19 protein-coding genes and 1 pseudogene are annotated in these 25,100 nt (G+C 60.8%); 13 read left to right on the forward strand and 7 right to left on the reverse strand.

Annotated features, from left to right (window positions below):
• Positions 1 to 113 precede the first annotated feature (113 nt).
• On the reverse strand, positions 114 to 2,855 hold the full coding sequence (gene acnA / locus KVG91_RS17710; RefSeq protein WP_169376619.1) for an aconitate hydratase AcnA: 2,742 nt from the start codon (positions 2,853 to 2,855) through the stop codon (positions 114 to 116).
• A gap of 187 nt (positions 2,856 to 3,042) precedes the next feature.
• Here acnA and rlmM point away from each other — a divergent pair, with 187 nt between their 5' ends.
• Both rlmM and tusA read left to right on the forward strand, forming a co-directional pair.
• The gene (gene rlmM, locus KVG91_RS17715) at positions 3,043 to 4,119 is read left to right on the forward strand and encodes a 23S rRNA (cytidine(2498)-2'-O)-methyltransferase RlmM (protein ID WP_169376618.1); all 1,077 of its coding nucleotides are present in this window, start codon (positions 3,043 to 3,045) and stop codon (positions 4,117 to 4,119) included.
• Positions 4,120 to 4,245: 126 nt separating this feature from the next.
• On the forward strand, positions 4,246 to 4,491 hold the full coding sequence (gene tusA, locus KVG91_RS17720; protein ID WP_076950275.1) for a sulfurtransferase TusA: 246 nt from the start codon (positions 4,246 to 4,248) through the stop codon (positions 4,489 to 4,491).
• Here tusA and KVG91_RS17725 read toward each other — a convergent pair.
• Complete coding sequence (locus KVG91_RS17725) at positions 4,488 to 5,882, reverse strand: MATE family efflux transporter (protein WP_169376617.1); 1,395 nt, start codon at positions 5,880 to 5,882, stop codon at positions 4,488 to 4,490. The two genes, tusA and KVG91_RS17725, sit on opposite strands and share 4 nt — an antisense overlap.
• A 269-nt stretch (positions 5,883 to 6,151) precedes the next feature.
• On the opposite strand from KVG91_RS17725, the gene pdxB reads away from it, so the two are divergent.
• Complete coding sequence (pdxB, locus tag KVG91_RS17730; RefSeq protein ID WP_169376616.1) at positions 6,152 to 7,294, forward strand: 4-phosphoerythronate dehydrogenase PdxB; 1,143 nt, start codon at positions 6,152 to 6,154, stop codon at positions 7,292 to 7,294.
• A 55-nt stretch (positions 7,295 to 7,349) separates the two neighbouring features.
• On the opposite strand, the gene KVG91_RS17735 is transcribed toward pdxB, so the two are convergent.
• Positions 7,350 to 7,523: a PA1571 family protein gene (locus tag KVG91_RS17735; RefSeq protein WP_169376615.1), complete on the reverse strand. Its 174-nt coding sequence runs from the start codon at positions 7,521 to 7,523 to the stop codon at positions 7,350 to 7,352.
• Between the two features lie 252 nt (positions 7,524 to 7,775).
• On the opposite strand from KVG91_RS17735, the gene KVG91_RS17740 reads away from it, so the two are divergent.
• Positions 7,776 to 9,551, forward strand: coding sequence for an ABC transporter transmembrane domain-containing protein (locus KVG91_RS17740; protein ID WP_169376614.1), 1,776 nt, complete (start codon positions 7,776 to 7,778; stop codon positions 9,549 to 9,551).
• 63 nt (positions 9,552 to 9,614) lie between these two features.
• Positions 9,615 to 10,379: pseudogene (locus KVG91_RS17745) on the forward strand (Fic family protein); the annotation flags it as partial.
• A gap of 88 nt (positions 10,380 to 10,467) precedes the next feature.
• Here the strand turns inward: KVG91_RS17745 and KVG91_RS17750 are convergent.
• The gene (locus tag KVG91_RS17750) at positions 10,468 to 12,396 is read right to left on the reverse strand and encodes a transglycosylase SLT domain-containing protein (protein WP_169376613.1); all 1,929 of its coding nucleotides are present in this window, start codon (positions 12,394 to 12,396) and stop codon (positions 10,468 to 10,470) included.
• 213 nt (positions 12,397 to 12,609) lie between these two features.
• Here KVG91_RS17750 and KVG91_RS17755 point away from each other — a divergent pair, with 213 nt between their 5' ends.
• Positions 12,610 to 14,529: an ATP-binding cassette domain-containing protein gene (locus KVG91_RS17755; RefSeq protein ID WP_169376612.1), complete on the forward strand. Its 1,920-nt coding sequence runs from the start codon at positions 12,610 to 12,612 to the stop codon at positions 14,527 to 14,529.
• 182 nt (positions 14,530 to 14,711) lie between these two features.
• On the opposite strand, the gene KVG91_RS17760 is transcribed toward KVG91_RS17755, so the two are convergent.
• Positions 14,712 to 15,152, reverse strand: a complete 441-nt coding sequence (locus KVG91_RS17760) for a universal stress protein (RefSeq protein WP_057704695.1) — start codon at positions 15,150 to 15,152, stop codon at positions 14,712 to 14,714.
• Between the two features lie 105 nt (positions 15,153 to 15,257).
• Between KVG91_RS17760 and KVG91_RS17765 the strand changes: the two genes are divergently transcribed.
• The 7 genes from KVG91_RS17765 to KVG91_RS17795 all read left to right on the forward strand — a co-directional run bounded on the left by KVG91_RS17765 (position 15,258) and on the right by KVG91_RS17795 (position 23,607).
• Positions 15,258 to 15,695 (forward strand): hypothetical protein, encoded by a 438-nt coding sequence (locus KVG91_RS17765; RefSeq protein ID WP_169376611.1) that lies wholly within the window; start codon positions 15,258 to 15,260, stop codon positions 15,693 to 15,695.
• A 484-nt stretch (positions 15,696 to 16,179) separates the two neighbouring features.
• Positions 16,180 to 18,327, forward strand: a complete 2,148-nt coding sequence (gene fadB, locus KVG91_RS17770) for a fatty acid oxidation complex subunit alpha FadB (protein ID WP_169376610.1) — start codon at positions 16,180 to 16,182, stop codon at positions 18,325 to 18,327.
• A 29-nt stretch (positions 18,328 to 18,356) separates the two neighbouring features.
• Positions 18,357 to 19,532 (forward strand): acetyl-CoA C-acyltransferase FadA, encoded by a 1,176-nt coding sequence (fadA, locus tag KVG91_RS17775; RefSeq protein WP_076950284.1) that lies wholly within the window; start codon positions 18,357 to 18,359, stop codon positions 19,530 to 19,532.
• Between the two features lie 97 nt (positions 19,533 to 19,629).
• Positions 19,630 to 19,866, forward strand: coding sequence for a DUF1653 domain-containing protein (locus KVG91_RS17780; protein ID WP_169376609.1), 237 nt, complete (start codon positions 19,630 to 19,632; stop codon positions 19,864 to 19,866).
• A gap of 114 nt (positions 19,867 to 19,980) precedes the next feature.
• Complete coding sequence (gene topA, locus KVG91_RS17785; protein ID WP_169376608.1) at positions 19,981 to 22,602, forward strand: type I DNA topoisomerase; 2,622 nt, start codon at positions 19,981 to 19,983, stop codon at positions 22,600 to 22,602.
• 131 nt (positions 22,603 to 22,733) lie between these two features.
• Positions 22,734 to 23,255 (forward strand): DUF6586 family protein, encoded by a 522-nt coding sequence (locus tag KVG91_RS17790; RefSeq protein ID WP_169376607.1) that lies wholly within the window; start codon positions 22,734 to 22,736, stop codon positions 23,253 to 23,255.
• Between the two features lie 118 nt (positions 23,256 to 23,373).
• Positions 23,374 to 23,607 (forward strand): hypothetical protein, encoded by a 234-nt coding sequence (locus KVG91_RS17795; RefSeq protein WP_005786160.1) that lies wholly within the window; start codon positions 23,374 to 23,376, stop codon positions 23,605 to 23,607.
• Positions 23,608 to 23,820: 213 nt separating this feature from the next.
• Here KVG91_RS17795 and sulA read toward each other — a convergent pair whose 3' ends face one another.
• Entirely contained in the window at positions 23,821 to 24,294 is a 474-nt protein-coding gene (gene sulA / locus KVG91_RS17800; RefSeq protein ID WP_169376606.1) for an SOS-induced cell division inhibitor SulA, read from the reverse strand.
• 10 nt (positions 24,295 to 24,304) lie between these two features.
• Positions 24,305 to 24,913, reverse strand: a complete 609-nt coding sequence (lexA, locus tag KVG91_RS17805; RefSeq protein WP_017137423.1) for a transcriptional repressor LexA — start codon at positions 24,911 to 24,913, stop codon at positions 24,305 to 24,307.
• Positions 24,914 to 25,100 lie beyond the last annotated feature (187 nt).

Raw genomic sequence — 25,100 nt, forward strand, 5'->3', positions numbered from 1 at the left:
TCAAAACTGTGGGAGCTGGCTTGCCTGCGATAGCGGTCTATCAGTGAATATGTGGGGGCTGATCCACCGCTATCGCAGGCAAGCCAGCTCCCACATTTGATTTGCGTCGTGGTTCAGGACGCGATCAACTGGCGCAACACGTAGTGCAGGATACCGCCCGACTTGAAGTACTCCACTTCATTAAGCGTATCGATCCGGCACAGCACCTCGACCTTCTCGCTGCTGCCATCCTCCCGCGTAATCACCAGGGTCAGGTTCATCCGCGGCACGATCTCAACGTCGGTCAGCCCAAGAATGTCGACCTTCTCCTTGCCCGTCAGCTTGAGTGACTTGCGGTTCTGATCCAGCTTGAACTGCAACGGCAGCACACCCATGCCCACCAGGTTGGAGCGGTGAATCCGCTCGAAACTCTCGGCAATCACCGCCTTGACGCCCAGCAGGTTGGTGCCCTTGGCGGCCCAGTCCCGGCTTGAACCCGTTCCGTATTCCTGGCCGGCGATCACCACCAATGGCGTGCCCGAGGCCTGGTACTTCATCGAGGCGTCATAGATCGCCATCTTCTCGCCGGTCGGGATGTACAGCGTATTGCCGCCTTCCTCGCCGCCGAGCATTTCATTGCGGATGCGGATATTGGCAAAGGTGCCACGCATCATCACTTCATGGTTGCCCCGGCGCGAACCGTAGGAGTTGAAGTCGCGCGGCTCCACGCCTTTTTCCCGCAGGTAGCGGCCGGCGGGGCTGTCAGTCTTGATGTTGCCGGCGGGGGAGATGTGGTCAGTGGTCACCGAATCCCCGAGCAACGCCAGCACATTGGCGCCTTTGACGTCCTGGATCTGCGGCAGTGGCCCGGCAATGTCATCGAAGAACGGCGGGTGCTGGATATAGGTCGAGTCCTCCTGCCACACGTAAGTCGCCGCTTGTGGCACTTCGATGGCCTGCCACTGTTCGTCGCCGGCAAACACCTCGGCGTATTCCTTGTGGAACATGCCGGTGCTGACCTGCGCCACCGCGTCGGCGATTTCCTGGCTGCTGGGCCAGATGTCCTTCAGGTACACCGGATTGCCATTCAGATCGTTACCCAAAGGCTCGCTGCTGATATCGATGCGCACGGTACCGGCCAGCGCATAGGCAACGACGAGGGGTGGCGAGGCCAGCCAGTTGGTTTTCACCAGCGGGTGCACGCGGCCTTCGAAATTGCGGTTACCGGACAGCACCGAGGCGACGGTGAGGTCGGCTTTCTGGATGGCTTTCTCGATCGGCTCAGGCAACGGACCGGAGTTGCCGATGCAGGTGGTGCAGCCGTAACCCACCAGGTCGAAGCCGAGCGTGTCCAGGTACTGAGTGAGGCCCGCCGCCTTGTAGTAGTCGGTAACCACTTTGGAGCCTGGGGCCAGGGAGGTTTTTACCCACGGCTTGCGGGTCAGGCCCTTTTCCACGGCTTTTTTCGCCACCAGACCGGCGGCCATCATCACGCTGGGGTTGGAAGTGTTGGTGCAGGATGTGATCGCAGCGATCACCACGGCGCCGTTCTTCAGGCGGTAGGTCTGGCCTTCGTACTCATAGTCCGCTTCGCCCACCAGATCGGCATTGCCGACGGCAACGCCACCGCCGCCTTCGCTTTCCAGGCGGCCTTCTTCCTTGTTGGTCGGCTTGAATTGCAGGTCGAGGAAGTCGCTGAACGCCTGGGCGACGTTCGGCAGGGCCACACGGTCCTGCGGGCGTTTCGGCCCGGCCAGGCTGGCTTCCACGCTGCCCATGTCCAGGGCCAGGCTGTCGGTGAACACCGGTTCCTGGCCGGCGTTGCGCCACAGGCCTTGGGCCTTGGTATAGGCCTCGACCAGTTTGACCGTTTGTTCCGGGCGCCCCGACAGGCGCAAGTAGTCCAGCGTCACTTCATCCACCGGGAAAAAGCCGCAGGTGGCGCCGTATTCCGGGGCCATGTTGGCGATAGTCGCACGATCCGCCAAGGGCAGGTCGGCCAGGCCGTCGCCATAGAATTCGACAAATTTACCCACCACGCCTTTCTTGCGCAGCATCTGGGTCACGGTCAGTACCAGGTCGGTGGCAGTGATGCCTTCCTTCAATTTGCCGGTGAGCTTGAAGCCGATCACTTCCGGAATCAGCATCGACACCGGTTGGCCGAGCATCGCCGCTTCCGCTTCGATACCGCCCACGCCCCAGCCCAATACGCCGAGGCCGTTGATCATGGTGGTGTGGGAGTCGGTGCCGACCAGCGTGTCCGGGAAGGCATAGGTGCGGCCGTCTTCGTCCTTGGTCCAGACGGTGCGGCCCAGGTATTCGAGGTTGACCTGGTGACAGATGCCGGTGCCCGGTGGCACCACGCTGAAGTTGTCAAAGGCGCTCTGGCCCCAGCGCAGGAAGGCGTAGCGTTCGCCGTTGCGCTGCATCTCGATGTCGACGTTTTGCTCGAAGGCATCGGCATTGCCGAACTTGTCGACCATCACCGAGTGGTCGATCACCAGGTCCACCGGCGACAGCGGGTTGATGCGCTGCGGGTCGCCCCCGGCCTTGGCCACGGCGGCGCGCATGGCGGCCAGGTCGACCACGGCGGGTACGCCGGTAAAATCCTGCATCAATACGCGGGCGGGGCGGTACTGGATCTCGCGGTCGGACCGGCGTTCCTTGAGCCAGGCGGCAATTGCCTTGAGGTCGGCGCCGGTGACGGTCTTGTTGTCTTCCCAGCGCAGCAGGTTCTCCAGCAGCACCTTGAGCGACATCGGTAGCGTATCCAGGTCGCCCAGGCTCTTGGCGGCCTCGGGCAGGCTGAAGTAGTGGTAGGTTTTGCTGTCTATTTCCAGGGTCTTAAGGGTTCTCAGGCTATCAAGCGATGACATGATATGGCTCCTTATGGTCCGCACGGCTACGGACTGACGGGACGAACAGAGCTATCAAGGTAGCCCTGTTTTCATTAGCAGACTAATAACTGGACTCTATGGTTAAGTCCAAGGTTCCGATCAGCTATCATGCGCGCGTTTTCATGACAGGCATTGCGATAGCGCAAGCCGGTTACCAGGAGAGTTGATGAACACCCTTTTTATGCACTGCCGCCCGGGTTTTGAAGGCGAAGTCTGTTCCGAGATAGCGGAGCACGCCGCGCGCCTGAACGTCTCCGGCTACGCCAAGGCCAAGACCGGCAGCGCCTGCGCCGAATTTGTCTGCACCGAGGACGACGGCGCCCAGCGCCTGATGCACGGCCAGCGCTTTGCCGAGCTGATCTTCCCCAGGCAGTGGGCGCGTGGGGTATTCATCGACCTGCCGGAAACCGACCGCATCAGCGTGATCCTGGCGCACCTGCAAGGTTTCCCGCTGTGCGGCAGCCTGTGGCTGGAAATGGTCGACACCAACGACGGCAAGGAACTGTCGAACTTCTGCAAGAAATTCGAAGTGCACCTGCGCAAAGCCTTGTTGAATGCCGGCAGACTGGTGGACGACCCGAGCAAACCGCGCCTGCTGTTGACCTTCAAGAGCGGCCGCGAAGTGTTCATGGGCCTGGCCGAGTCTAACAACTCGGCGATGTGGCCGATGGGCATCCCGCGCCTCAAGTTCCCGCGTGACGCGCCCAGCCGCTCGACGCTCAAGCTGGAAGAGGCCTGGCACCACTTCATCCCCCGCGACCAATGGGACGAGCGCCTGCATGGCGACATGACCGGTGTCGACCTCGGCGCAGCCCCCGGCGGCTGGACCTGGCAACTGGTCAACCGTGGCATGCTCGTCACCGCCATCGACAACGGCCCCATGGCTGAAAGCCTGATGGACACCGGCCTGGTACAGCACTTGATGGCCGACGGCTTCACCTTCGTGCCCAAGCAGCCGGTGGACTGGATGGTCTGCGATATCGTCGAGAAACCGGCGCGTAACGCAGCGCTGCTGGAAACCTGGATCGGCGAAGGGTATTGCCGTGAAGCGGTGGTGAACCTGAAGCTGCCGATGAAGCAGCGTTACGCCGAAGTGAAGCGCTTGCTGGAACGTATCGAGGAAGGCTTCAAGACGCGCGGCATCCGCGTGGAGATCGGTTGCAAGCAGCTGTACCACGACCGTGAGGAAGTGACCTGTCACCTGCGCCGGTTGGTGGACGTAAAGAAACCCAAGCGACACTGATATCAACTGTGGGAGCGGGCTTGCTCGCGAAAGCGATATAACTGTCGAAATTTATGTTGAATGTGCCCGCGTCTTCGCGAGCAAGCCCGCTCCCACAGGAGATCGGGTTGGTTTTAGGAGTGAAGTATGAGTCTTGAACTGCCCGTCGACGCGACCTTGGATGCCACCGGCCTCAACTGCCCGGAACCGGTGATGATGCTGCACCAGCACATCCGTGACCTGCCGGCCGGCGGCCTGCTCAAGGTCATCGCGACCGACCCGTCGACGCGCCGCGATATCCCCAAGTTCTGCGTGTTCCTTGACCACGAACTGGTGGATCAGCAGGAGCAGGCCGGTACTTACCTGTACTGGATTCGCAAGAAAGCCGATTAAGCCAGCACCTTGTCCGCGCGGATGCGCCGGCGTGCACTGCGCGCCAGGCGCACCAGCAGCATCCCCGCCGCGCAGCTCAGGCCCACGATCAGTCCTTGCCACAAGCCACTCGGGCCGCTCGGCTCGCCCAGCCAATCGGTCAGCCCCAGGGCGTAGCCTACCGGCAGGCCCACGCCCCAATACGCGAACAGGGTCAGCACCATGGTCACCCGCGTGTCCTGGTAGCCACGCAGCGCGCCCGCCGCCGTGACCTGGATCGAGTCGGAGAACTGGAACAGCGCCGAGAACACAATCAGCATCGACGCCAAGTGAATCACCACCGGGTCCGGGGTGTAGATCGCCGCGATCTGCTCGCGAAACACCAGCATCAGGCTGCAGGACAGGCAGGCGTAGGCCAGCGCTGTGCCCATACCGACGCCGGCGGCGAAGCGTGCCTCGCGCGGTTCGCCACGCCCCAGCGCCTGGCCGACGCGCACGGTCACGGCCATGCTCAACGAGTAGGGGACCATGAACACCAGCGAGCTGACATTCAGCGCGATCTGGTGACCGGAGACCACGGTGGCGCCCAGGCTGCCGAGCAGCAGGGCGATTACCGCAAAAATGCTCGACTCGGCAAAAATCGCAACGCCGATGGGCAGGCCGATGCCCAGTACGCGCTTGATCACCGCCCATTGCGGCCAATCGAAACGCTTGAACAACTCGCTGCTCTGGTAGGCCGGGCCCCAACGGGTCCACACCGCCAGGCCCAGCAGCATCACCCACATCGCAATGGCCGTGGCCCAGCCACACCCGACGCCGCCCATGGCCGGCACGCCAAAGTGACCATAAATGAAGATGTAATTCAGCGGAATATTCAGCGCCAGGCCGCACAGGCCCATGACCATGCTCGGCCGCGTACGGCCCAGGCCATCACTGAAGCAACGCAACACGTAATACAGCGCAATGGCCGGCATGCCAGCGGCGATGCCGTGCAGGTAACCCATGGAGGGCTCGATCAGGTCCGGCTCCACCTTCATCGCCCGCAGGATCGGTTCGGCGCAGAGCAGCAACAGCGCCCCCGTGATCCCGACCACCACCGCCAGCCACAAGGATTGACGCACCAGCGGCCCGATCTCACTGAACTGGCCGGCACCGTAGCGCTGGGCGACTTTTGGCGTGGTGGCCAGCAGCGTGCCGGTCATCAGCAGGTACACAGGGATCCAGATTGAGTTGCCCAGGCCCACCGCCGCCAGGTCCTGCGGGCTGACACGTCCCGCCATCACCGCATCGACAAAGCTCATCGCGGTGGTGGCCAGTTGGCCGATGATAATCGGCAAGGCAAGCGTCAGCAGGCCGCGCACTTCCCGGCGGATGCGGGCGGGGCGGGTGAGGGGGGCGGTGGCAGTGTTCACGTACGGGTGTCCAGTCAAAAGGCAGGTTCAAGGACGGCGCAGTCTACGCCTTGACGCATTGGTCAGGAAAAAACCTGTGTTAGCGATTTGTAAACGATCCCCCATGCACTGCGGATTTTCTGTGGGAGCTGGCTTGCCTGCGATGCGGACAACCCGGTGTATCAGGCACACTGAGTTGATGCCATCGCAGCGGTGCGGCGATCCTTTGATCTGTACTGGAACCCAAATCGCATCCCTGTACACTGCGGTTCCGCCAAAAGGAGCCCGCCATGCTGATTGTTGCCGACGAAAATATCCCGCTGCTCGATGCATTCTTCCAGGGTTTTGGCGAGATTCGCCGCGTACCCGGCCGTTCCATCGACCGCGCCACGGTCGAGCAGGCCGATGTGTTGCTGGTGCGCTCCGTGACCAACGTCAACCGCGCTTTACTGGAGGGCTCCAAGGTGCGCTTCGTCGGCACCTGCACCATCGGCACCGATCATCTGGACTTGGATTACTTCAGGCAGGCCGGTATCCAATGGTCCAGCGCGCCCGGCTGCAATGCGCGCGGCGTGGTGGATTATGTGTTGGGCAGCCTGATGACACTGGCCGAGATCGAAGGCGCCGACCTCAGCCGGCGCACTTATGGCGTGGTCGGCGCCGGTGAAGTCGGCGGGCGGCTGGTCGAGGTGCTCAAGAGCCTGGGCTGGAACGTGCTGGTCTGCGACCCGCCCCGGCAAATCGCCGAGGACGGCGATTACGTCAGCCTGGCGCAAATCATCGAGCACTGCGATGTGATCAGCCTGCACACGCCGCTGACCAAGTCCGGCAACGGCTCCACCTGGCACCTGTTCGACCGTCAGCGCCTCAACCAGCTCAAGCCCGGCACCTGGCTGATCAACGCCAGCCGTGGCCCGGTGGTGGACAATGCCGCCCTGCGCGAAGTGCTGCTGGAGCGTGAAGACCTGCAAGCGGTGCTGGATGTGTGGGAAGGCGAGCCCGAAGTCGACGCCGATCTGGCCGATCTGTGCGTACTGGCCACGCCGCACATCGCCGGCTACAGCCTGGACGGCAAGCAGCGCGGCACCGCGCAGATCTACCAGGCGTTCTGCGCGCACCTGGGCCAGGAGGCAAGCATTCAATTAAGCGATCTGCTGCCGCCGCCCTGGCTGGCCGAGGTGCGCCTGAACGCGTCGACCGACCCGGCCTGGGCGCTGGCGACCTTGTGCCGCAGCGTGTACGACCCGCGCCGCGATGATGCGGATTTTCGTCGCAGCCTTGTGGGAACCGTGGACGAACAGCGCAAGGCCTTCGACCTGCTACGCAAGCACTATCCCGAGCGCCGTGAGATCGATGGGCTAAAGGTACGTATTAACGGCGATTCGGCCGTGTTGTCGAACATCGTGACCGCACTGGGCGCGGCGTCCGTTTAGACGCCCATAAAAACCCGGCCACCTGGGCCGGGTTTGAAAAGCGAGCGTCGGCGTTTCAGCCTTGCTGTGCAGGCTTGACCAGGCGCTGTTCCAGTTCGCTGCACGCTTGCTGGATCATTTCTTCGGTAATCTGCACTTCGTGGCCCTTGGCGTCGATATACGAGCAGGGCAACTCCTGCGGTTGGCGGATTACTTCAATCTTGGCTTCGCTGCTGTTTTGCAAGGTCATGGCCTGTCTCCTCATCAGGTTGTGTACCTACACTAATCCCACCGCGTGACCAGGCTGTTACAACTCCCTGCAAGGTCACCGGTTCGAATGCCCAGTCCACCAGAAAGCGCTATAAATATCCAGCCTGGGGTTAGACCGATAGCCTCTAGCGGCGCATATCAGTGGGCATAATTAATCTGACTCATTGCGTTCAGGAAAGTTGTTATTGAGCCAAGTTCCCCCCATGTGGGTGTACAGGTTCCTCCATTGGTGATGCCCTCCATGTTCTCAACCCGTCAACGCCGCGCGATTCGCCTGGCCAGCCGCTTCATTGCGCCGTACCGCTGGCAGGCACTCGGTGCCCTGTTGGCGCTTATCGTCACGGCCGGTATTACCTTGTCCATGGGGCAGGGCATTCGCCTGCTGGTGGACCAGGGTTTCATGACCCAGTCACCGCACCTGCTCAACCAGTCCATCGGCCTGTTCATGGTCCTGGTCCTTGGCCTGGCGGTGGGCACGTTTGCACGGTTTTACCTGGTGTCGTGGATCGGCGAGCGGGTAGTAGCGGATATCCGTCGGCAGGTGTTCAACCACCTGATCTACCTGCATCCGGGCTTCTATGAGAACAACCGCAGCTCGGAAATCCAGTCGCGGTTGACCACCGACACCACCTTGCTGCAATCGGTGATCGGTTCGTCGCTGTCACTGTTCCTGCGCAATGCCTTGATGGTCATCGGCGGCATCGTGTTGCTATTCGTGACCAATCCCAAGCTCACCAGCATCGTAGTGGTGGCTTTGCCGCTGGTGCTGGCGCCGATCCTCATTTTTGGCCGGCGCGTGCGCAGCCTGTCGCGCCAGAGCCAGGACCGCATCGCCGATGTGGGCAGTTATGTGTCCGAGACCCTTGGCCAGATCAAGACCGTGCAGGCCTATAACCATCAGGTGCAGGACGAACAACGCTTCGCCGTGACCGTGGAAGAGGCGTTCACCACCGCACGCAAACGCATCACCCAGCGCGCCTGGCTGATTACCCTGGTGATCATGCTGGTGCTCGGCGCCGTGGGCGTGATGCTGTGGGTGGGCGGCATGGACGTGATCAGCGGGCGCATTTCCGGCGGCGAGCTGGCGGCGTTCGTGTTCTACAGCCTGATCGTAGGCAGTGCGGTCGGCACGCTCAGTGAAGTGCTCGGTGAGTTGCAGCGCGCCGCTGGCGCCGCCGAGCGTATTGGCGAATTGTTGCAGTCGAACAACGAAATCCAGGCGCCCACCACTGGAACGGTGCAATTGCCTGCGCGGGTCAGCGGTCGCATGGAGCTGCAAGCGCTGCGCTTTGCCTACCCCTCACGGCCGGACAGCTACGCCATCGACGGTTTGAGCCTGAGCATCAACCCTGGAGAGACCTTGGCGTTGGTGGGGCCGTCCGGTGCCGGTAAGTCGACCCTGTTCGACCTGTTGCTGCGTTTCTACGACCCCCAGCAAGGCCGCATCTTGCTCGAAGGCCACGCGCTGACCGAACTCGACCCCATGGACCTGCGCCGCCACTTCGCCCTGGTGTCCCAGAGCCCGGCGCTGTTTTTTGGCAGCGTCGAAGACAACATCCGCTACGGCAACCCGTCCGCCACCCCGGAGCAGGTCGAAGCCGCTGCGCGCATCGCCCACGCCCACGACTTCATCCTGCAAATGCCCGACGGCTACCAGACCCACCTCGGCGACGGGGGCATGGGCCTTTCCGGCGGCCAGCGCCAACGCCTGGCCATCGCCCGCGCCTTGCTGGTGGACGCTCCGATTCTGTTGCTCGACGAAGCCACCAGCGCGCTGGATGCCCAGAGTGAACACCTGATCCAGCAAGCGTTGCCGCAGTTGATGCAGGGGCGCACCACGCTGGTGATCGCCCATCGACTGGCGACGGTAAAGAACGCCGACCGGATAGCGGTGATGGACCAGGGCAAGCTGGTGGCGGTGGGCACGCATCAGCAGTTGATCGCGAGCAATGCGCTGTATGCGCGGTTGGCGGCGTTGCAGTTCAGTGATGGAGTGGAAGTGGATTGAAGCTGCGCGATACCAGGCCCTTAAGGCATCATGTGGTCTTTCGTGAGTGAACTGGATGAGGACATGAGCCGTTATCAACCTCCGCTGACCCTGACTGCAAAGATGCTGACGCTGGTCGCCGCTATCAGTGAGCAGATCGGTCAGCTTTCAGTCGGTGACGATAAGCGTCAGACGCCCCAACTCAGGCGCGGCAATCGAATCCGCACCATCCAGGCCTCTCTGGCCATTGAAAACAACACCCTGAGTGTGGAGCAGGTAACTGCTGTCCTGGAAGGTAAGCGGGTGTTGGGGCTGCCTCGTGAAATCCAGGAAGTGCGCAATGCATTCGCTGCATACGAAGCCTTGCCCCAGTGGGCTCCGAGTGATCGAGCGCACCTGCTCAAGGCCCACGAACTGTTGATGTACGGATTGGTCGACGATGCGGGGCGGTTTCGCCAGGCAGGTGTTGGCATTTATCGCGGCAAGCAATTGGTGCATATGGCGCCACCTGCGAGTCGTGTGACGCATCTGATAGATGATCTGCTGCAGTGGTTGTCGGCTTCTGACTGGCACCCATTGATCGCGAGTTGCGTGTTTCATTACGAATTCGAGTTCATCCATCCGTTCGCAGACGGTAACGGGCGAATGGGCCGTCTCTGGCAAACCTTGATCCTCAGCCAATGGCGCCCTGTATTGGCTTACTTGCCAGTGGAAGCGGTGATTCGCGATCAGCAGGACGCCTACTATGCCGCGCTGTCGGCGGCAGACCAGCGAGCCGAGGCGACTCCCTTCGTTGAGTTCATGTTGCAGACGTTGAACCTGGCATTGGCCGAAGCGGTGCAAAGCGAGCGCCCGGCGACCCAATAAAAAATGCCCGCATCTTTCAACGCGGGCATTGCTCTTGGCGCTTCAAACTTACCGCTCGAAGTTGTGCCGCTTACTGATCATCAAAATACCGCTCATGCCAATCCACCAACGGCTGCGGTGAGTTGAGCTTCTGCCCGTAGATCACCGAATAAGACAGCACGTTCTGCACATACTGGCGGGTTTCGTCGAACGGGATGCTTTCCACCCACACATCAAAACTCAGGTGATCCGCACCGCGCAGCCACTGGCGCACGCGCCCTGGGCCGGCGTTGTAGGCGGCGGACGCGAGCACGCGGTTGCCGTTGAACTGGCTGTGCACCTGGCTCAGATACGCGGCGCCGAGCTGAATATTCTTGTCCGGGTCTAGCACTTGGGCCGGGGAGGCCAGGGGAATGCTGAATTTGCGTGCGGTTTCCTTGGCGGTGCCGGGCATCAGTTGCATCAGGCCGCTGGCGCCGACGCCGGAGCGGGCGTCGTCCATGAACGCACTTTCCTGGCGGGTGATGGCAAAGATCCAGCTGGAATGCAGGCCGCGCACCTTGGCCTCGCGCACCAGGGTATCGCGGTGGGCCATCGGGAAGCGGATGTCCAGGTCGTCCCAGTACTGCGCCTGGCTGATGGTGCGGATGGCCGGGAAGTACCACTTCATGTCGTAGGCCAGCTTGGCCTGGGCGACCATTTCGTCGCGGTTGAAGTGTCGGCTGACGTGGTACCACTCGCGGCGCCCGTCGACGATCTGGCCACGCGCATAAAATTCTAGTGCGCGCCGCACGCCGGGGGTGTTGCGGACCTTGTTGACCAGCGCCTGGCTCATCACCAGAGGCCTGTTGTTCAACTGGTAGGGCGATTTCGAGCGGTCAGCGGCAAGGAAGCCATAAAAGTCGCGTTCCTTGGCCACGTTTTTGTACAACACCAGCGCTTGCGGGTTTTTCGGCTCGGCCAGTTCCAGGCTGCGGGCCTGCCAGTAGCGCCAGCGGTTGGTGGTGGCCAGGTCCTGCGGCAACTTGCGGGTCAACTGGTAGGCATCTTCCCAGCGGGCCAGGCGCAACAGCAGGCGCAGACGCCACTCGGAGACGGTGTTGTCGCGCAATTCGGGGTCGTATTGGGTCATCACCTCAAGGGCGCGCGGGTCGTAGCGCTTGGCCAGGGTCAGGCCGATTTCCCGGGCGATGGACACTTTTTCGTCACGGGAGAAGCGCATGCTGCTGGCGTAGCCGTCGAGCAGGGTCATGGCTTTGTCCGGGTCCTGGCGTGCCAGGCGGCGCAGGCCCAGGCCCACGGCGTCCGACATGGCCTCGGTGGCCGGCAGGAACCGTGATGGATCGCTGAGCATGTCGGGCTTTTGCGCAACGTCCACCATCAAGCGGCCTTGGGCGGCGAGGGTGGGCAGAGTTTTGACTAGGCTGTTGGCCAGCGCGTAGTTGCGCGCTTCGGCGGCGAGTTTGGCGCGGTCCCAGATCTTCTGCTCGGTGAGCTGGCCGTCAGCCGCCCATTGGCCGAACGTGACATCGCAGGCCGCCGGTTGGGACTTGCCGGTCATCCAGAGTTTTTCGGCGGTCTTGTAGCCTTCGGCTTTCTGGTTGTGGGTGAGCTGGTACTGGCCATGCAGGCAGTCCAGTTCGACGAAATTGAGCTTGGCGTCGTAGTACTTTTCAAAGGTCTGCCAGTCGCCGCGCTCGGCCAGCCAGCGCAACCAGCGCAATTTCATCCAATTGGCCTGGGGCAGGTCACCGTTTTTGGCCAGGAACTGTTCGATTTCCTGGTTACTCGCGGTTTTCAGACGCGCGGTCAATTCGTCGTAGGCCAGGTACGGCGTCAGCGGATAGTCGGCCAGAGCCTGGCTGTATTGCATGTACGGGCCGGTGTCGCCTTTGGCCAAGGCGCGTTTGGCTTCATCGTAATATTGACGTTGGGTGGTGAGGTCCACGGCCTGGGCGGATTGAACGGCGGTGGCGGAAAGAAGCAGACAAGATAAAAAGTTGAAAAGGCGACTGCGCATGAGACGTCCGTGCAGAGAAATCACGACTAGCACCGGCACCGCCGACACTGATTGCCCCTAGCTTAGCCTGTTGCCTGACGCCTGAGAAAGCTTTGCTGGCCGGTTCGTTCAAGTTCGTTGGAAATGTCCTACAGAACGTGTCGGCAGCGAAAATCCCAGCCGCATCCCACCCTCAACTCAGGTAGAATGCGCGCCCGGTTTTTGGAGAAGCGTATGACCCTGCTCAAATTCAGCGATGTGTCCCTTGCTTTCGGCGCTATGCCGTTGTTGGACAAGGTGTCCTGGCAGATCGCCCGTGGTGAGCGGGTGTGCATCATCGGCCGCAACGGCACCGGCAAGTCCAGCATGATGAAGCTGGTCAAAGGCGACCAAAAGCCCGATGAGGGCTCTGTCTGGCGCGCCCCGGGCCTCAAAATTGGCGAATTGCCGCAGGAATTGCCGGTAGCCGACGAGCGGACAGTATTCGACGTGGTTGCCGAAGGCCTCGATGGCGTGGGCGCCTTGCTCGCCGAGTACCATCACCTGGCGCAGAACTGCGTGACCGAAGCCGACCTGGACAAACTGATGCACGTCCAGCAAGACCTCGAAGCCCGTGACGGCTGGCGCCTGCAGCAACTGGTCGACAGCACCCTGAGCCGCCTGCAGCTGCCGGCCGACAAGACCCTCGCCCAGTTGTCCGGCGGCTGGCGTCGTCGCGTGCTGCTGGCCCAGGCCCTGGTGTCCGAGCCGGACCTGCTGCTGCTCGACGAGCCGACCAACCACCTGGATATCGGCGCGATTGCCTGGCTCGAAGAAGCCCTCAAGGATTTCCAGGGCGCCGTGCTGTTCATCACGCACGACCGGTCCTTCCTGCAAAACCTGGCCACCCGTATCCTGGAACTGGACCGTGGCGGCCTGATCGACTGGAACGGCGACTACGCCAGCTTCCTGGTGCACAAGGAAGCCGCACTCTCGGCTGAAGAGACCGCCAACGCCCTGTTCGACAAGAAACTGGCCCAGGAAGAAGTCTGGATCCGCCAGGGCATCAAGGCGCGCCGCACCCGTAACGAAGGCCGCGTGCGTGCATTGAAAGCGCTGCGTGTTGAGCGCAGCGAACGTCGCGAGCGCACCGGCAAGGCCAACATCCAGCTCGATACCGCCGACAAGTCGGGCAAGCAAGTGATGGTGCTGGAAAACGTCAGCTTCCATCACCCGCAAGGCCCGTTCCTGATCAAGGACTTCTCCATGGTCCTGGCACGCGGCGACCGTATCGGCCTGCTGGGTGCCAACGGCACCGGCAAGACCACCTTGCTCAAGCTGATGCTCGGCGGTCTGCAGCCGACCAGCGGCAAGGTGGAAGAGGGCACGCGGATCGATGTGGCCTACTTCGACCAGTTGCGTCACCAGCTGGACCTGGAAAAGACCGTGATCGACAACGTTGCCGAAGGTCGTGACTTTATCGACATCGACGGCCAGAGCCGCCACGTGCTCAGCTACCTGGGCGACTTCCTGTTCAGCCCGCAACGTGCGCGTACCCCGGTGAAAGCCTTGTCCGGTGGCGAGCGTGCGCGCCTGCTGCTGGCCAAGCTGTTCAGCAAGCCGGCCAACCTGCTGGTGCTCGACGAACCGACCAACGACCTCGACGTGGAAACCCTCGAGCTGCTCGAAGAAGTGCTGCTGACCTTCAACGGCACCGTGCTGATGGTCAGCCACGACCGGGCATTCCTCGACAACGTCGTCACCAGCACCCTGGTTTTCGAAGGTGAAGGCAAGGTGCGTGAATACGTCGGTGGTTACCAGGACTGGCTGCGCCAGGGCGGCTCGCCGCGTCTGTTGGGCGTGACCGAGAGCAAGTCCGGCAAGGCCGACCTGACCTCGGCAGTCGTCGCCCCCGTGGCCGCCGCTGCTCCGGCACAGGAAGCCGCGCCGGCCGCGAAGAAAAAACTCAGCTACAAGCTGCAGCGTGAGCTGGAAGCCTTGCCGGGCGATATCGACGCCAAGGAACAGCAGATCGCCGCGGTGGAAGCAGAAATGGCTGACGCGGCGTTCTACCAGCGTCCGGCGGCAGAGACGGCCAAGGTCATTGCTTCGCTTGAGAAACTGAACCAGGAGCTGGAAGTGCTGGTTGAGCGCTGGGCCGAGCTGGATGGCTGAGTGATCGGCACGCAATAAAAAACCCGGTGTTCATCTGATGAACGCCGGGTTTTTCATATGGAATACAGTTAAAAATGTGGGAGCTGGCTTGCCTGCGATAGCGATGTATCAGCCACCAGATGTATCAACTGACACACTGCTATCGCAGGCAAGCCAGCTCCCACCTTTGATCTTCATTGATCTTACGAACTCTTCACCAGCTTCACGGCCAGCACATCACACGGCGCGCCATGCAGCACATCATTGGCGGTGGAACCCAGCAACAACGCCAGGCCGTGACGACCGTGGCTACCCACCACGATCAGGTCGCAAGCCTTTTCCTTGGCCAGGTGGTGGATTTCCTGGCGCGGTTGGCCATATGTCAGGTGGCAGTCTTCCTTTTTCAGGTGCGGGTATTTGAGAATCAAACGATCCAAGCGCTCCTTGGCCTGGTCAAATTGTTGTTGCTGCAACTGGGAAAGGTCCATCGGCACGTCACCGCCAAAGGCCATAGCCATGGGCTCGACGATATGCACCAGCGACAGTATGGCGCCATTGGCCAATGCAGATTCCTGCGCGCGCTTGATCACTGGATCGCACTCTTCTGTCAGGTCGACAGCGACCAGAATATGTTCGTAGGGCATGGGGCGTTCCTCCAGGGGACTGCAATAAATTCAGTATGGCTGCTTTCAAGCGGATGGGGTTGCCCCAAGTCAAATCCGCTCATCGGGAAAATCGGGAGTACACATATGACGGTCTGGATAGTGGTGTCAATCCTTCTGGTGGTTCTGAGCCCTCTGGTGTGGCTGCGCCCGTCGCGCCATCAGAGCGGACGCATGGCCCTGCGCATGGAGGCGCGACGCATTGGCCTGGCCATGCAACTGTCGCCGCAAGCGTGGCCGCACTGGCTCAAGCACCAGCCGCCGAGCCCCTGCGCGCAGTACTGCCGGCCACGGCGCAGCAGCACGCCGGCAGTCTGGAGCTACTGGCAGCTGGAACCGGGGGTGTGGGTGAATCAATGGCGCGAAGTCTGCGTTGATGAAAAGTTGTTGCCGTATTTTGCGAAGCTGCCGGGCAACGTCTACAAGATCGAGGCCGACAAGCAGATGATCGCGCTGTACTGGGGCGAGAAGGGCGAGGCGAGCGTCCTGCGCGAGATCGATACGCTGCTCAAGGCCCTGGCCTGATAAACAACAGGTAATAAAAAGCCCGACATCATCATCGGGCTGGAGTTGGCCAGGCAGGCCGGTAATGCGGTGCTGCCCGCGTGGAATGTTCATCCCGTCGCGTTACGCTTGTCGCTAGCCTAGCGGCATATCAGGTTCTGTACAGCCATTTCCCTGATCTTTTGTCTTATTGATTCCATGAATAATCAAATATTGACGAGTCGCGCATTCAGGGCCAGGGTTCTTAAATGACTGGAAAGTCGCGTTTTTCCTAGCCTTTGGAGCGATTGACAATTGCCTGGAATTGGATGAAGGTGGCGTACCCGAATCAAACGGGCGTATGAATTGAGCGTTTGTCTGTCAGACGACTCATACAGAATCCCGACTATCGCATTGGCGGGTGTGCCTGGTGCAATGGCGTGAGCATTGACGAATTCGTCAATGTCCAACCAGAGGCCAGCGTCCAGTGTGTACTGTTCAGCTTCCATATCGTGGAGATCAGTTGATGATTTACGAAGGTAAAGCCATCACGGTTAAGGCTCTTGAAAGTGGCATTGTCGAGCTCAAGTTCGACCTCAAGGGTGAGTCCGTCAACAAGTTCAACCGTCTAACCCTGACTGAATTGCGTCAGGCCGTAGACACCATCAAAGCAGATGCATCGATTAAAGGCGTGATCGTCTCCAGCGGCAAGGACGTGTTTATCGTCGGCGCGGACATCACCGAATTCGTCGACAACTTCAAGCTGCCCGATGCCGAGCTGGTGGCTGGCAACCTCGAAGCCAACAAGATTTTCAGCGATTTCGAAGACCTCAACGTACCGACCGTTGCCGCGATCAATGGCATCGCGTTGGGCGGCGGTCTGGAAATGTGCCTGGCGGCGGACTTTCGCGTCATGTCGGCCACGGCCAAGATCGGCCTGCCTGAAGTCAAGCTGGGCATCTACCCGGGTTTCGGCGGCACTGTACGCTTGCCGCGCCTGATCGGTGCCGACAACGCCATCGAATGGATCGCCGCCGGCAAGGAAAATGGTGCTGAAGACGCGCTGAAAGTCGGTGCCGTCGATGCCGTGGTTGCCCCGGACAAACTGGCCGAAGCGGCACTGAATTTGGTCAAGGGCGCCATCAGCGGCGAATTTGACTACAAGGCCAAGCGTCAGCCGAAGCTGGAAAAACTCAAGCTCAACGCCATCGAGCAGATGATGTCGTTCGAAACCGCCAAGGGTTTCGTGGCAGGCCAGGCCGGCCCGAACTACCCGGCGCCGGTCGAGGCGATCAAGACCATCCAGAAAGCCGCGAACTTCGGTCGCGACAAAGCTCTGGAAGTGGAAGCGGCAGGCTTCGTCAAACTGGCGAAAACCTCGGCAGCCCAGAGCCTGATCGGCTTGTTCCTGAACGATCAGGAACTGAAGAAAAAGGCCAAGGCCTACGACGAAATCGCTCGCGACGTGAAGCAGGCTGCCGTACTCGGCGCCGGTATCATGGGCGGCGGCATCGCCTATCAATCGGCGTCCAAAGGCACGCCGATCCTGATGAAGGACATCAACGAACACGGTATCGAGCAGGGCCTGGCGGAAGCCGCCAAGCTGCTGGTGGGCCGCGTTGATAAAGGTCGCATGACCGCGGCGAAAATGGCTGAAGTGCTTAATGGCATTCGTCCTACGCTGTCCTACGGCGATTTCGGCCACGTCGACCTGGTGGTCGAAGCGGTTGTCGAGAACCCGAAGGTCAAGCAAGCTGTACTGGCCGAAGTGGAAGCCCAGGTCAAGGACGACACCATCCTGGCGTCCAACACCTCGACCATTTCCATCTCGCTGCTGGCCAAGGCCCTCAAGCGTCCGGAAAACTTTGTCGGCATGCACTTCTTCAACCCGGTGCACATGATGCCGCTGGTGGAAGTGATCCGTGGCGAGAAGTCCAGCGAGGAGGCGATTGCCACCACCGTTGCCTACGCCAAGAAAATGGGCAAGAACCCGATCGTGGTCAACGACTGCCCGGGCTTTTTGGTCAACCGCGTGTTGTTCCCGTACTTCGGCGGCTTCGCCAAGCTGGTCAGCGCCGGTGTGGATTTCGTGCGCATCGACAAAGTCATGGAGAAATTCGGCTGGCCAATGGGCCCGGCGTATCTGATGGACGTGGTCGGCATCGACACCGGCCACCACGGTCGCGACGTGATGGCTGAAGGCTTCCCGGACCGCATGAAGGACGACCGCCGCTCGGCGATCGACGCGCTGTACGAGGCCAAGCGCCTGGGCCAGAAGAACGGCAAGGGTTTCTACGCCTACGAGGCCGACAAGAAGGGCAAGCAGAAGAAAGTTGCCGACCCGTCGGTGCACGAAGTGCTGGCCCCGGTCATCTACGAACAGCGTGAGGTGTCGGACGAAGACATCATCAACTGGATGATGATCGCCCTGTGCCTGGAAACCGTGCGTTGCCTGGAAGACGGCATCGTCGAGACCGCCGCCGAAGCCGATATGGGCCTGGTGTACGGTATTGGTTTCCCTCCATTCCGTGGTGGTGCGCTGCGTTACATCGACTCGATCGGTGTGGCCGAGTTCGTTGCCCTGGCTGACAAATACGCTGATTTGGGCCCGCTGTACCACCCGACCGCGAAGCTGCGCGAGATGGCCAAGAACGGCCAGAGCTTCTTCGGTTAAGTGCCCAGACGACTAGAGCGAGAATATTTATGAGCTTGAATCCAAGAGACGTCGTGATTGTCGACTTCGGTCGCACGCCGATGGGCCGCTCCAAGGGCGGCATGCACCGCAACACCCGCGCCGAAGACATGTCGGCGCACCTGATCAGCAAACTGCTGGAACGCAATGTCAAGGTCGACCCGAACGAAGTCGAGGACGTGATCTGGGGCTGCGTCAACCAGACCCTGGAGCAGGGCTGGAACATCGCGCGCATGGCGTCGCTGATGACCCAGATCCCGCACACCGCGGCCGGCCAGACCGTGAGCCGCCTGTGCGGTTCGTCGATGAGCGCGCTGCACACCGCCGCGCAAGCGATCATGACCGGCAATGGTGATGTGTTCGTGGTCGGCGGCGTGGAGCACATGGGCCACGTCAGCATGATGCACGGCGTCGACCCTAACCCGCACATGTCGCTGTACGCGGCCAAAGCCTCGGGCATGATGGGCCTGACCGCGGAAATGCTTGGCAAGATGCACGGCATTACCCGTGAAGCCCAAGACGCGTTCGGCCTGCGTTCCCACCAGCTCGCCCACAAGGCGACCGTGGAAGGCAAGTTCAAGGATGAAATCATCCCGATGAACGGCTATGACGAGAACGGCTTCCTGAAACTGTTCGACTACGACGAAACCATTCGTCCGGACACCACCCTGGAAAGCCTGGCGGCGTTGAAGCCTGCGTTCAATCCAAAGGGCGGCACCGTGACAGCCGGTACTTCGTCGCAAATCACCGACGGTGCATCGTGCATGATCGTGATGTCGGCGCAGCGTGCCCAGGACCTGGGTATCCAGCCCCTGGCGGTGATCCGCTCGATGGCAGTGGCAGGTGTGGACCCGGCGATCATGGGCTATGGTCCAGTACCGGCGACCCAGAAAGCCTTGAAGCGCGCAGGCCTGACCATCGCCGATATCGACTTCTTCGAGCTCAACGAAGCTTTCGCCGCACAAGCCCTGCCGGTGCTGAAAGATTTGAAAGTACTCGACAAGATGAACGAGAAGGTTAACCTGCACGGCGGCGCGATTGCCCTGGGCCACCCATTCGGTTGCTCCGGTGCGCGTATCTCCGGTACTTTGCTCAACGTGATGAAGCAAAATGGCGGCAACCTCGGGGTAGCTACCATGTGCATTGGTCTCGGCCAAGGCATTTCAACCGTCTTCGAACGCGTCTAAGCGTTGGGTTGACGGAAGCCGGGGCCCAGTGCCCCGGTTTTTGTTTTTTGGAATTTTTAATATTTTTTTTCAACACATTTTGTAAGAGGGCCAGAGCATGAAAGTCGAACCCGGGCTCTATCAGCATTACAAAGGTCCGCAGTACCGTGTTTTCAACGTGGCGCGGCACTCCGAAACCGAAGAAGAAGTGGTGTTTTACCAAGCACTGTATGGCGATTACGGTTTTTGGGTGCGCCCCTTGAGCATGTTCCTTGAGTCCGTCGAAGTTGACGGCGAACAGGTCCCGCGCTTTGCTTTGGTCCGGGCCGAACCCAGTCTTTTTTCAGGGCAATAACCGCAGGCCGCGCAGAATGCTGCGCTTGACCTCACCTTGTTGCCACTATATATAGCGTTGCCGCGACAGGCGCCAACTGCCTTTCACTTCTCGAATTCAGGAATTTTCCGATCCATGGGCAAATCGCTGGTCATTGTGGAATCCCCGGCTAAGGCCAAGACCATCAACAAGTACTTGGGCAACGAGTACGTGGTGAAGTCGAGTATCGGCCATATCCGAGACCTGCCCACCAGCGGTTCGGCTAGCGCCAGCAAGGAGCCTGCCGCCAAGCGCGGCAAGGCGGCCGCGGGCGAAGGTCCGGTACTCACCCCTAAAGAGAAAGCGCGCAAGCAACTGGTCTCGCGCATGGGTGTGGACCCGGATCATGGCTGGAAGGCCAAGTACGAAATCCTTCCGGGCAAGGAAAAGGTCATCGAAGAGCTGCGCCGGCTCGCCAAGGATGCTGACACCATCTATCTCGCAACCGACTTGGACCGCGAGGGGGAAGCCATTGCCTGGCACCTGCGCGAAGCCATCGGCGGCGACGACAGCCGCTACAAGCGCGTGGTGTTCAACGAGATCACCAAGAAGGCCATCCAGGAAGCCTTCTCCAAACCGGGCGAACTGGACATCGACCGCGTCAACGCCCAGCAGGCCCGCCGTTTCCTCGACCGCGTCGTGGGCTACATGGTCTCGCCGCTGCTGTGGGCCAAGATCGCCCGTGGCTTGTCTGCCGGCCGTGTGCAATCGGTCGCGGTGAAACTGGTAGTGGAGCGTGAACGCGAAATCCGTGCGTTCAACCCTGAAGAGTATTGGGAAGTCCACGCCGACCTGGGCACCGCCAAGGGCGCCAACGTGCGCTTTGAAGTGGCTCGCGAGAAGGGCGAAGCCTTCAAGCCGCTCAACGAAGCCCAGGCCATGGCCGCGCTGGAAAAGCTCAAGGCTTCCAGCTACAGCATCGTCAAGCGTGAAGACAAGCCGACCAGCAGCAAGCCGTCCGCACCGTTCATCACCTCCACCCTGCAACAGGCCGCGAGTAACCGCCTGGGCTTTGGTGTGAAGAAAACTATGATGATGGCCCAGCGTCTCTACGAAGCCGGCTACATCACCTACATGCGTACCGACTCCACCAACCTGTCGCAGGACGCGGTGGCGATGGCGCGCACTTATATTGAAAGCGAATTCGGCAAGAAGTACCTGCCGGAGAAGCCAAACGTCTACAGCAGCAAGGAAGGCGCGCAGGAGGCTCACGAAGCGATTCGTCCGTCCGACGCCAACACCGAGCCAAGCAAGCTCAGCGGCATGGAGCGCGACGCCGAGCGCCTCTACGAGCTGATCTGGCGTCAGTTCCTGGCGTGCCAGATGTTGCCCGCGCAGTACCTGTCGACTACCGTCAGCGTTGCTGCATCCGACTTCGAGCTGCGCGCCAAGGGCCGTATCCTCAAGTTCGACGGCTACACCCGCGTCATGCCGCAGATCGCCAAGCCAGGCGATGACGATGTGCTGCCGGACATGGCCCAGGGCGATACGCTCAAGCTGATCAAGCTCGACCCGTCCCAGCACTTCACCAAGCCGCCGGCGCGTTACTCGGAAGCCAGCCTGGTGAAAGAGATGGAGAAACGCGGCATCGGGCGTCCTTCGACCTACGCGGCGATTATCTCGACGATCCAGGACCGTGGCTACGTGGCGCTGCACAACCGTCGTTTCTATTCGGAAAAGATGGGCGACATCGTTACCGAGCGTCTGTCCGAGAGCTTCTCCAACCTGATGGACTACGGCTTCACCGCCGGCATGGAAGAGAACCTCGATGACGTCGCCCAGGGTGAGCGCGACTGGAAAAGCGTGCTGGACGAGTTCTACGGCGACTTCAAGAAGAAACTCGAAGTAGCAGAAAGCCCTGAAACCGGTATGCGCGCCAACCAGCCGGTGATGACCGACATTCCGTGCCTGACGTGCGGCCGGCCGATGCAGATCCGTACCGCGTCCACCGGCGTGTTCCTCGGTTGCTCGGGCTACAGCCTGCCGCCGAAAGAGCGCTGCAAGGCCACCGTCAACCTGGTGCCGGGTGATGAGATTGCCGCTGACGACGAGGGCGAATCCGAGTCGCTGGTACTGCGCGGCAAGCACCGCTGCCCGATCTGCAGCACGGCGATGGACGCCTACCTGCTGGACGAGAAGCACAAGCTGCACATCTGCGGTAACAACCCGGATTGCGACGGCTACGAGATCGAAGAGGGGACTTACCGCATCAAGGGCTACGAAGGTCCGAGCCTGGAGTGCGACAAGTGCGGCAGCGAGATGCAGCTCAAGACCGGCCGTTTCGGCAAGTTCTTCGGCTGCACCAACCCGACCTGCAAGAACACCCGCAAACTGCTCAAAAGCGGTGATGCGGCGCCGCCGAAGATGGACCCGGTGAAGATGCCCGAACTCAAGTGCGAGAAGGTCAACGACACCTACATCCTGCGTGACGGCGCTTCAGGGCTGTTCCTGGCCGCCAGCCAGTTCCCGAAAAACCGCGAGACCCGTGCACCGCTGGTGCTGGAGATCGTGCCGCACAAGGACGAGATCGATCCGAAGTACCACTTCCTGTGCGAAGCGCCGAAGAAGGACCCGGACGGTCGCCCAGCCGTGATCCGCTACAGCCGCAAGACCAAGGAGCAGTACGTGCAGACTGAAGTGGACGGCAAGCCTACCGGCTGGAAAGCGTTCTACGACGGCGGCAAGTGGAAGGTCGAGGACAAGCGCCAGGGCGCTTGATCGGCTAAGACGCTGCGAAAACAAAGGCCGCCTGCAACAGGCGGCCTTTTTTTTGCGCTTGCAGTGTGCTCGGCTGATCCGTGACACTGTTCAGCCAGCATTACGCTTCATTCGTTGCGGAGACTGCCTGTATGGCCAACGAACTCTATACCCGTACCAATCAGAAAATCTACTTTGCGGGTTTAGCCCTGGAAGCCCTTGGCCGCGCCGAGGAAGGGAAGGAGATGAATGCCATCGCGCTGGTCCAGGCCGGCCGCGAAGCGGCGTTGTTCCACCTGTATGGCGCCTTGCTGGGCCTGTGCCATGAAATCGCCGGGTTCTATCGCTTGCCTCAAGCCGGTTCGCCTCGCGCGGAGATGATCATGAACCGAGAAGTGCTCGAATCCATGGCCATTCCTGAATTGGCCGAGCTGGTTGAAATGGCGCAAAGCCCAGACAGCTGGATCGCCCGCTTGCTCAAGGCGCACGCCGATATGTTCCAGCCGCCGCGTGTGCCTCATGTGCCCAAGGGTGATGTCACCCAGCCGCTGATCGTGGCAGTTACGGTGCAAGAGGACGAGCCCAAGCCGTTGAGCCGCGAAGAACTGGAAGGCTGGCGCCAGGCGCTGAAAAAGATGGCACTGCGCTTTCGCGAAGGCTTGAACGAGTGCTAACGCCTGCTCAGGTCCTGAAAGCACCGTTCATCAAGCTGTAAAGAAACCTGTTCAGATCCTCTGCGGGGCTGGGTGGATGACTGATATAATCTCGGCCTTTCGTGGAGAACAGACTTTTATGCCAACGTCCTTTCTGGAAATTGTTGAGTTGCCTGACGGCCGTATCGAGCTGCGCCGGGCGGAGGACGAGGGTTCTCTGGTTATTCTGGATTTTTCCGAGGACGCCAAGGTGTTTCTGCAAGGCCAGCACGTGGAAGTGGCAAAAGCCATGTTGAGCGTGGGTGTGCAGATGGCGGGTCGCCTGGCTGAAGGCGAGCCGGAGAAGGACGATGGGCCGCGGGTGCTTCACTGAGGTCTGTGACGATCAGGCTTTTTGTGCCGCATTGATCTTGTAGTGAGCGGGCTTGCCCCGCGCTGGGCTGAAGCGGCCCCAAAACCAGACACTGTGGGTTAGCTGATATACCGCATTCATCTATGTCAGGGCCGCGCAGCCCAGCGCGGGGCAAGCCCGCTCACTACAGAGCCCATCAGAGACGCTCGATGTTCAAAGGGCCGCCTCAAGTAGTTATCCCAATCGAATATTCAAGCTCTGTGCATCGCCCACGCGCGCGGCACTGATCAACTGCTGCTTGGCGCTGGCATTCAGCGGATTAAGCCAACTCACCACCGTATGGCTACGGCCCAGGCGCAAGGCTTCGCAGGTCAACAACTGGGCACTTTGCATGCCGCGCGGCTGCAGCAACAGGATACGCTCACGGTTTAGACCGGCGTCTCGCAACCAGGCCTGGGTCAGGCTGGCGGGCGGGGCGATCAGTGTCAGCCAGCGGGCGTCCTGTTCCTCGCTCAATTCACGCAGGATCGGCGCCAGCAGGCTCAGGCAGCTGCCCGCTGCACCGCGCAACGACAATTCACTGAACACCTCCGGCTCGGCGCCCCAGGGTGCCTCGACCGTTTCCTTGAGGATAGGCGCAAGAGGTTGGGCCATAAAGGCCTCGAACAGCGACAGTTGCGTGTGTTGTGGGGTGTGGACGAGCTGCATGATGCCTCCTTTAGCGGCGAATTACGCCGACGCTCAAGCCTTCGATCACCAGGTCCTGGTCTTTCAGGTTCACTTCAATCGGGGCGAACTCAGGGTTCTCGGCCATGAGCCAGACCTTGCTGCCCTCGCGCTTGAAGCGTTTGACGGTGACTTCATCGCCGATGCGGGCGACGACGATCTGGCCATTACGGGCTTCGCGGGTGGTGTGGACAGCCAGCAGGTCACCGTCGAAGATGCCCACGTCCTTCATGCTCATGCCATGGACCCGCAGCAGGTAGTCGGCGCGAGGATGGAAGAAGGTCGGGTTGATATTGCAGGACTCTTCGACGTGCTGCTGTGCCAGGATCGGCGCACCGGCGGCGACGCGGCCGATGATGGGCAGGGTCGATTCGTCTGCCTTGGCTTCAAAGCCAGGGATGCGAATGCCGCGCGAGGCACCGGGGGTCATTTCGATCGCGCCTTTGCGAGCGAGGGCCTTGAGGTGTTCTTCGGCGGCGTTGGGGGACTTGAATCCCAGTTCCAGCGCAATTTCCGCTCGCGTCGGCGGGTAGCCGTTGTCATCGAGGCAGCGCTTGATAAAAGCCAGAATCTCAGCTTGGCGTGGCGTCAGTTTTAGCATGTTGATCGCTCTGTCTTTTTATACAGTGACTGGGATTATATACAGTGAACTGCGCTTGGCAATCATCCTTTTCCAACGCTCCGCTGGACGGTCATCGCGCCAGCTTCCCACAAGGTAGAGATAGCGCTGCCTACAGAGAGCCAGGGATGTGATTAAATAGCGATGAAATACATGACTGACCGGCCGC

The sequence above is a fragment of the Pseudomonas azadiae genome (genome assembly GCF_019145355.1).
Taxonomy (GTDB): domain Bacteria; phylum Pseudomonadota; class Gammaproteobacteria; order Pseudomonadales; family Pseudomonadaceae; genus Aquipseudomonas; species Aquipseudomonas azadiae.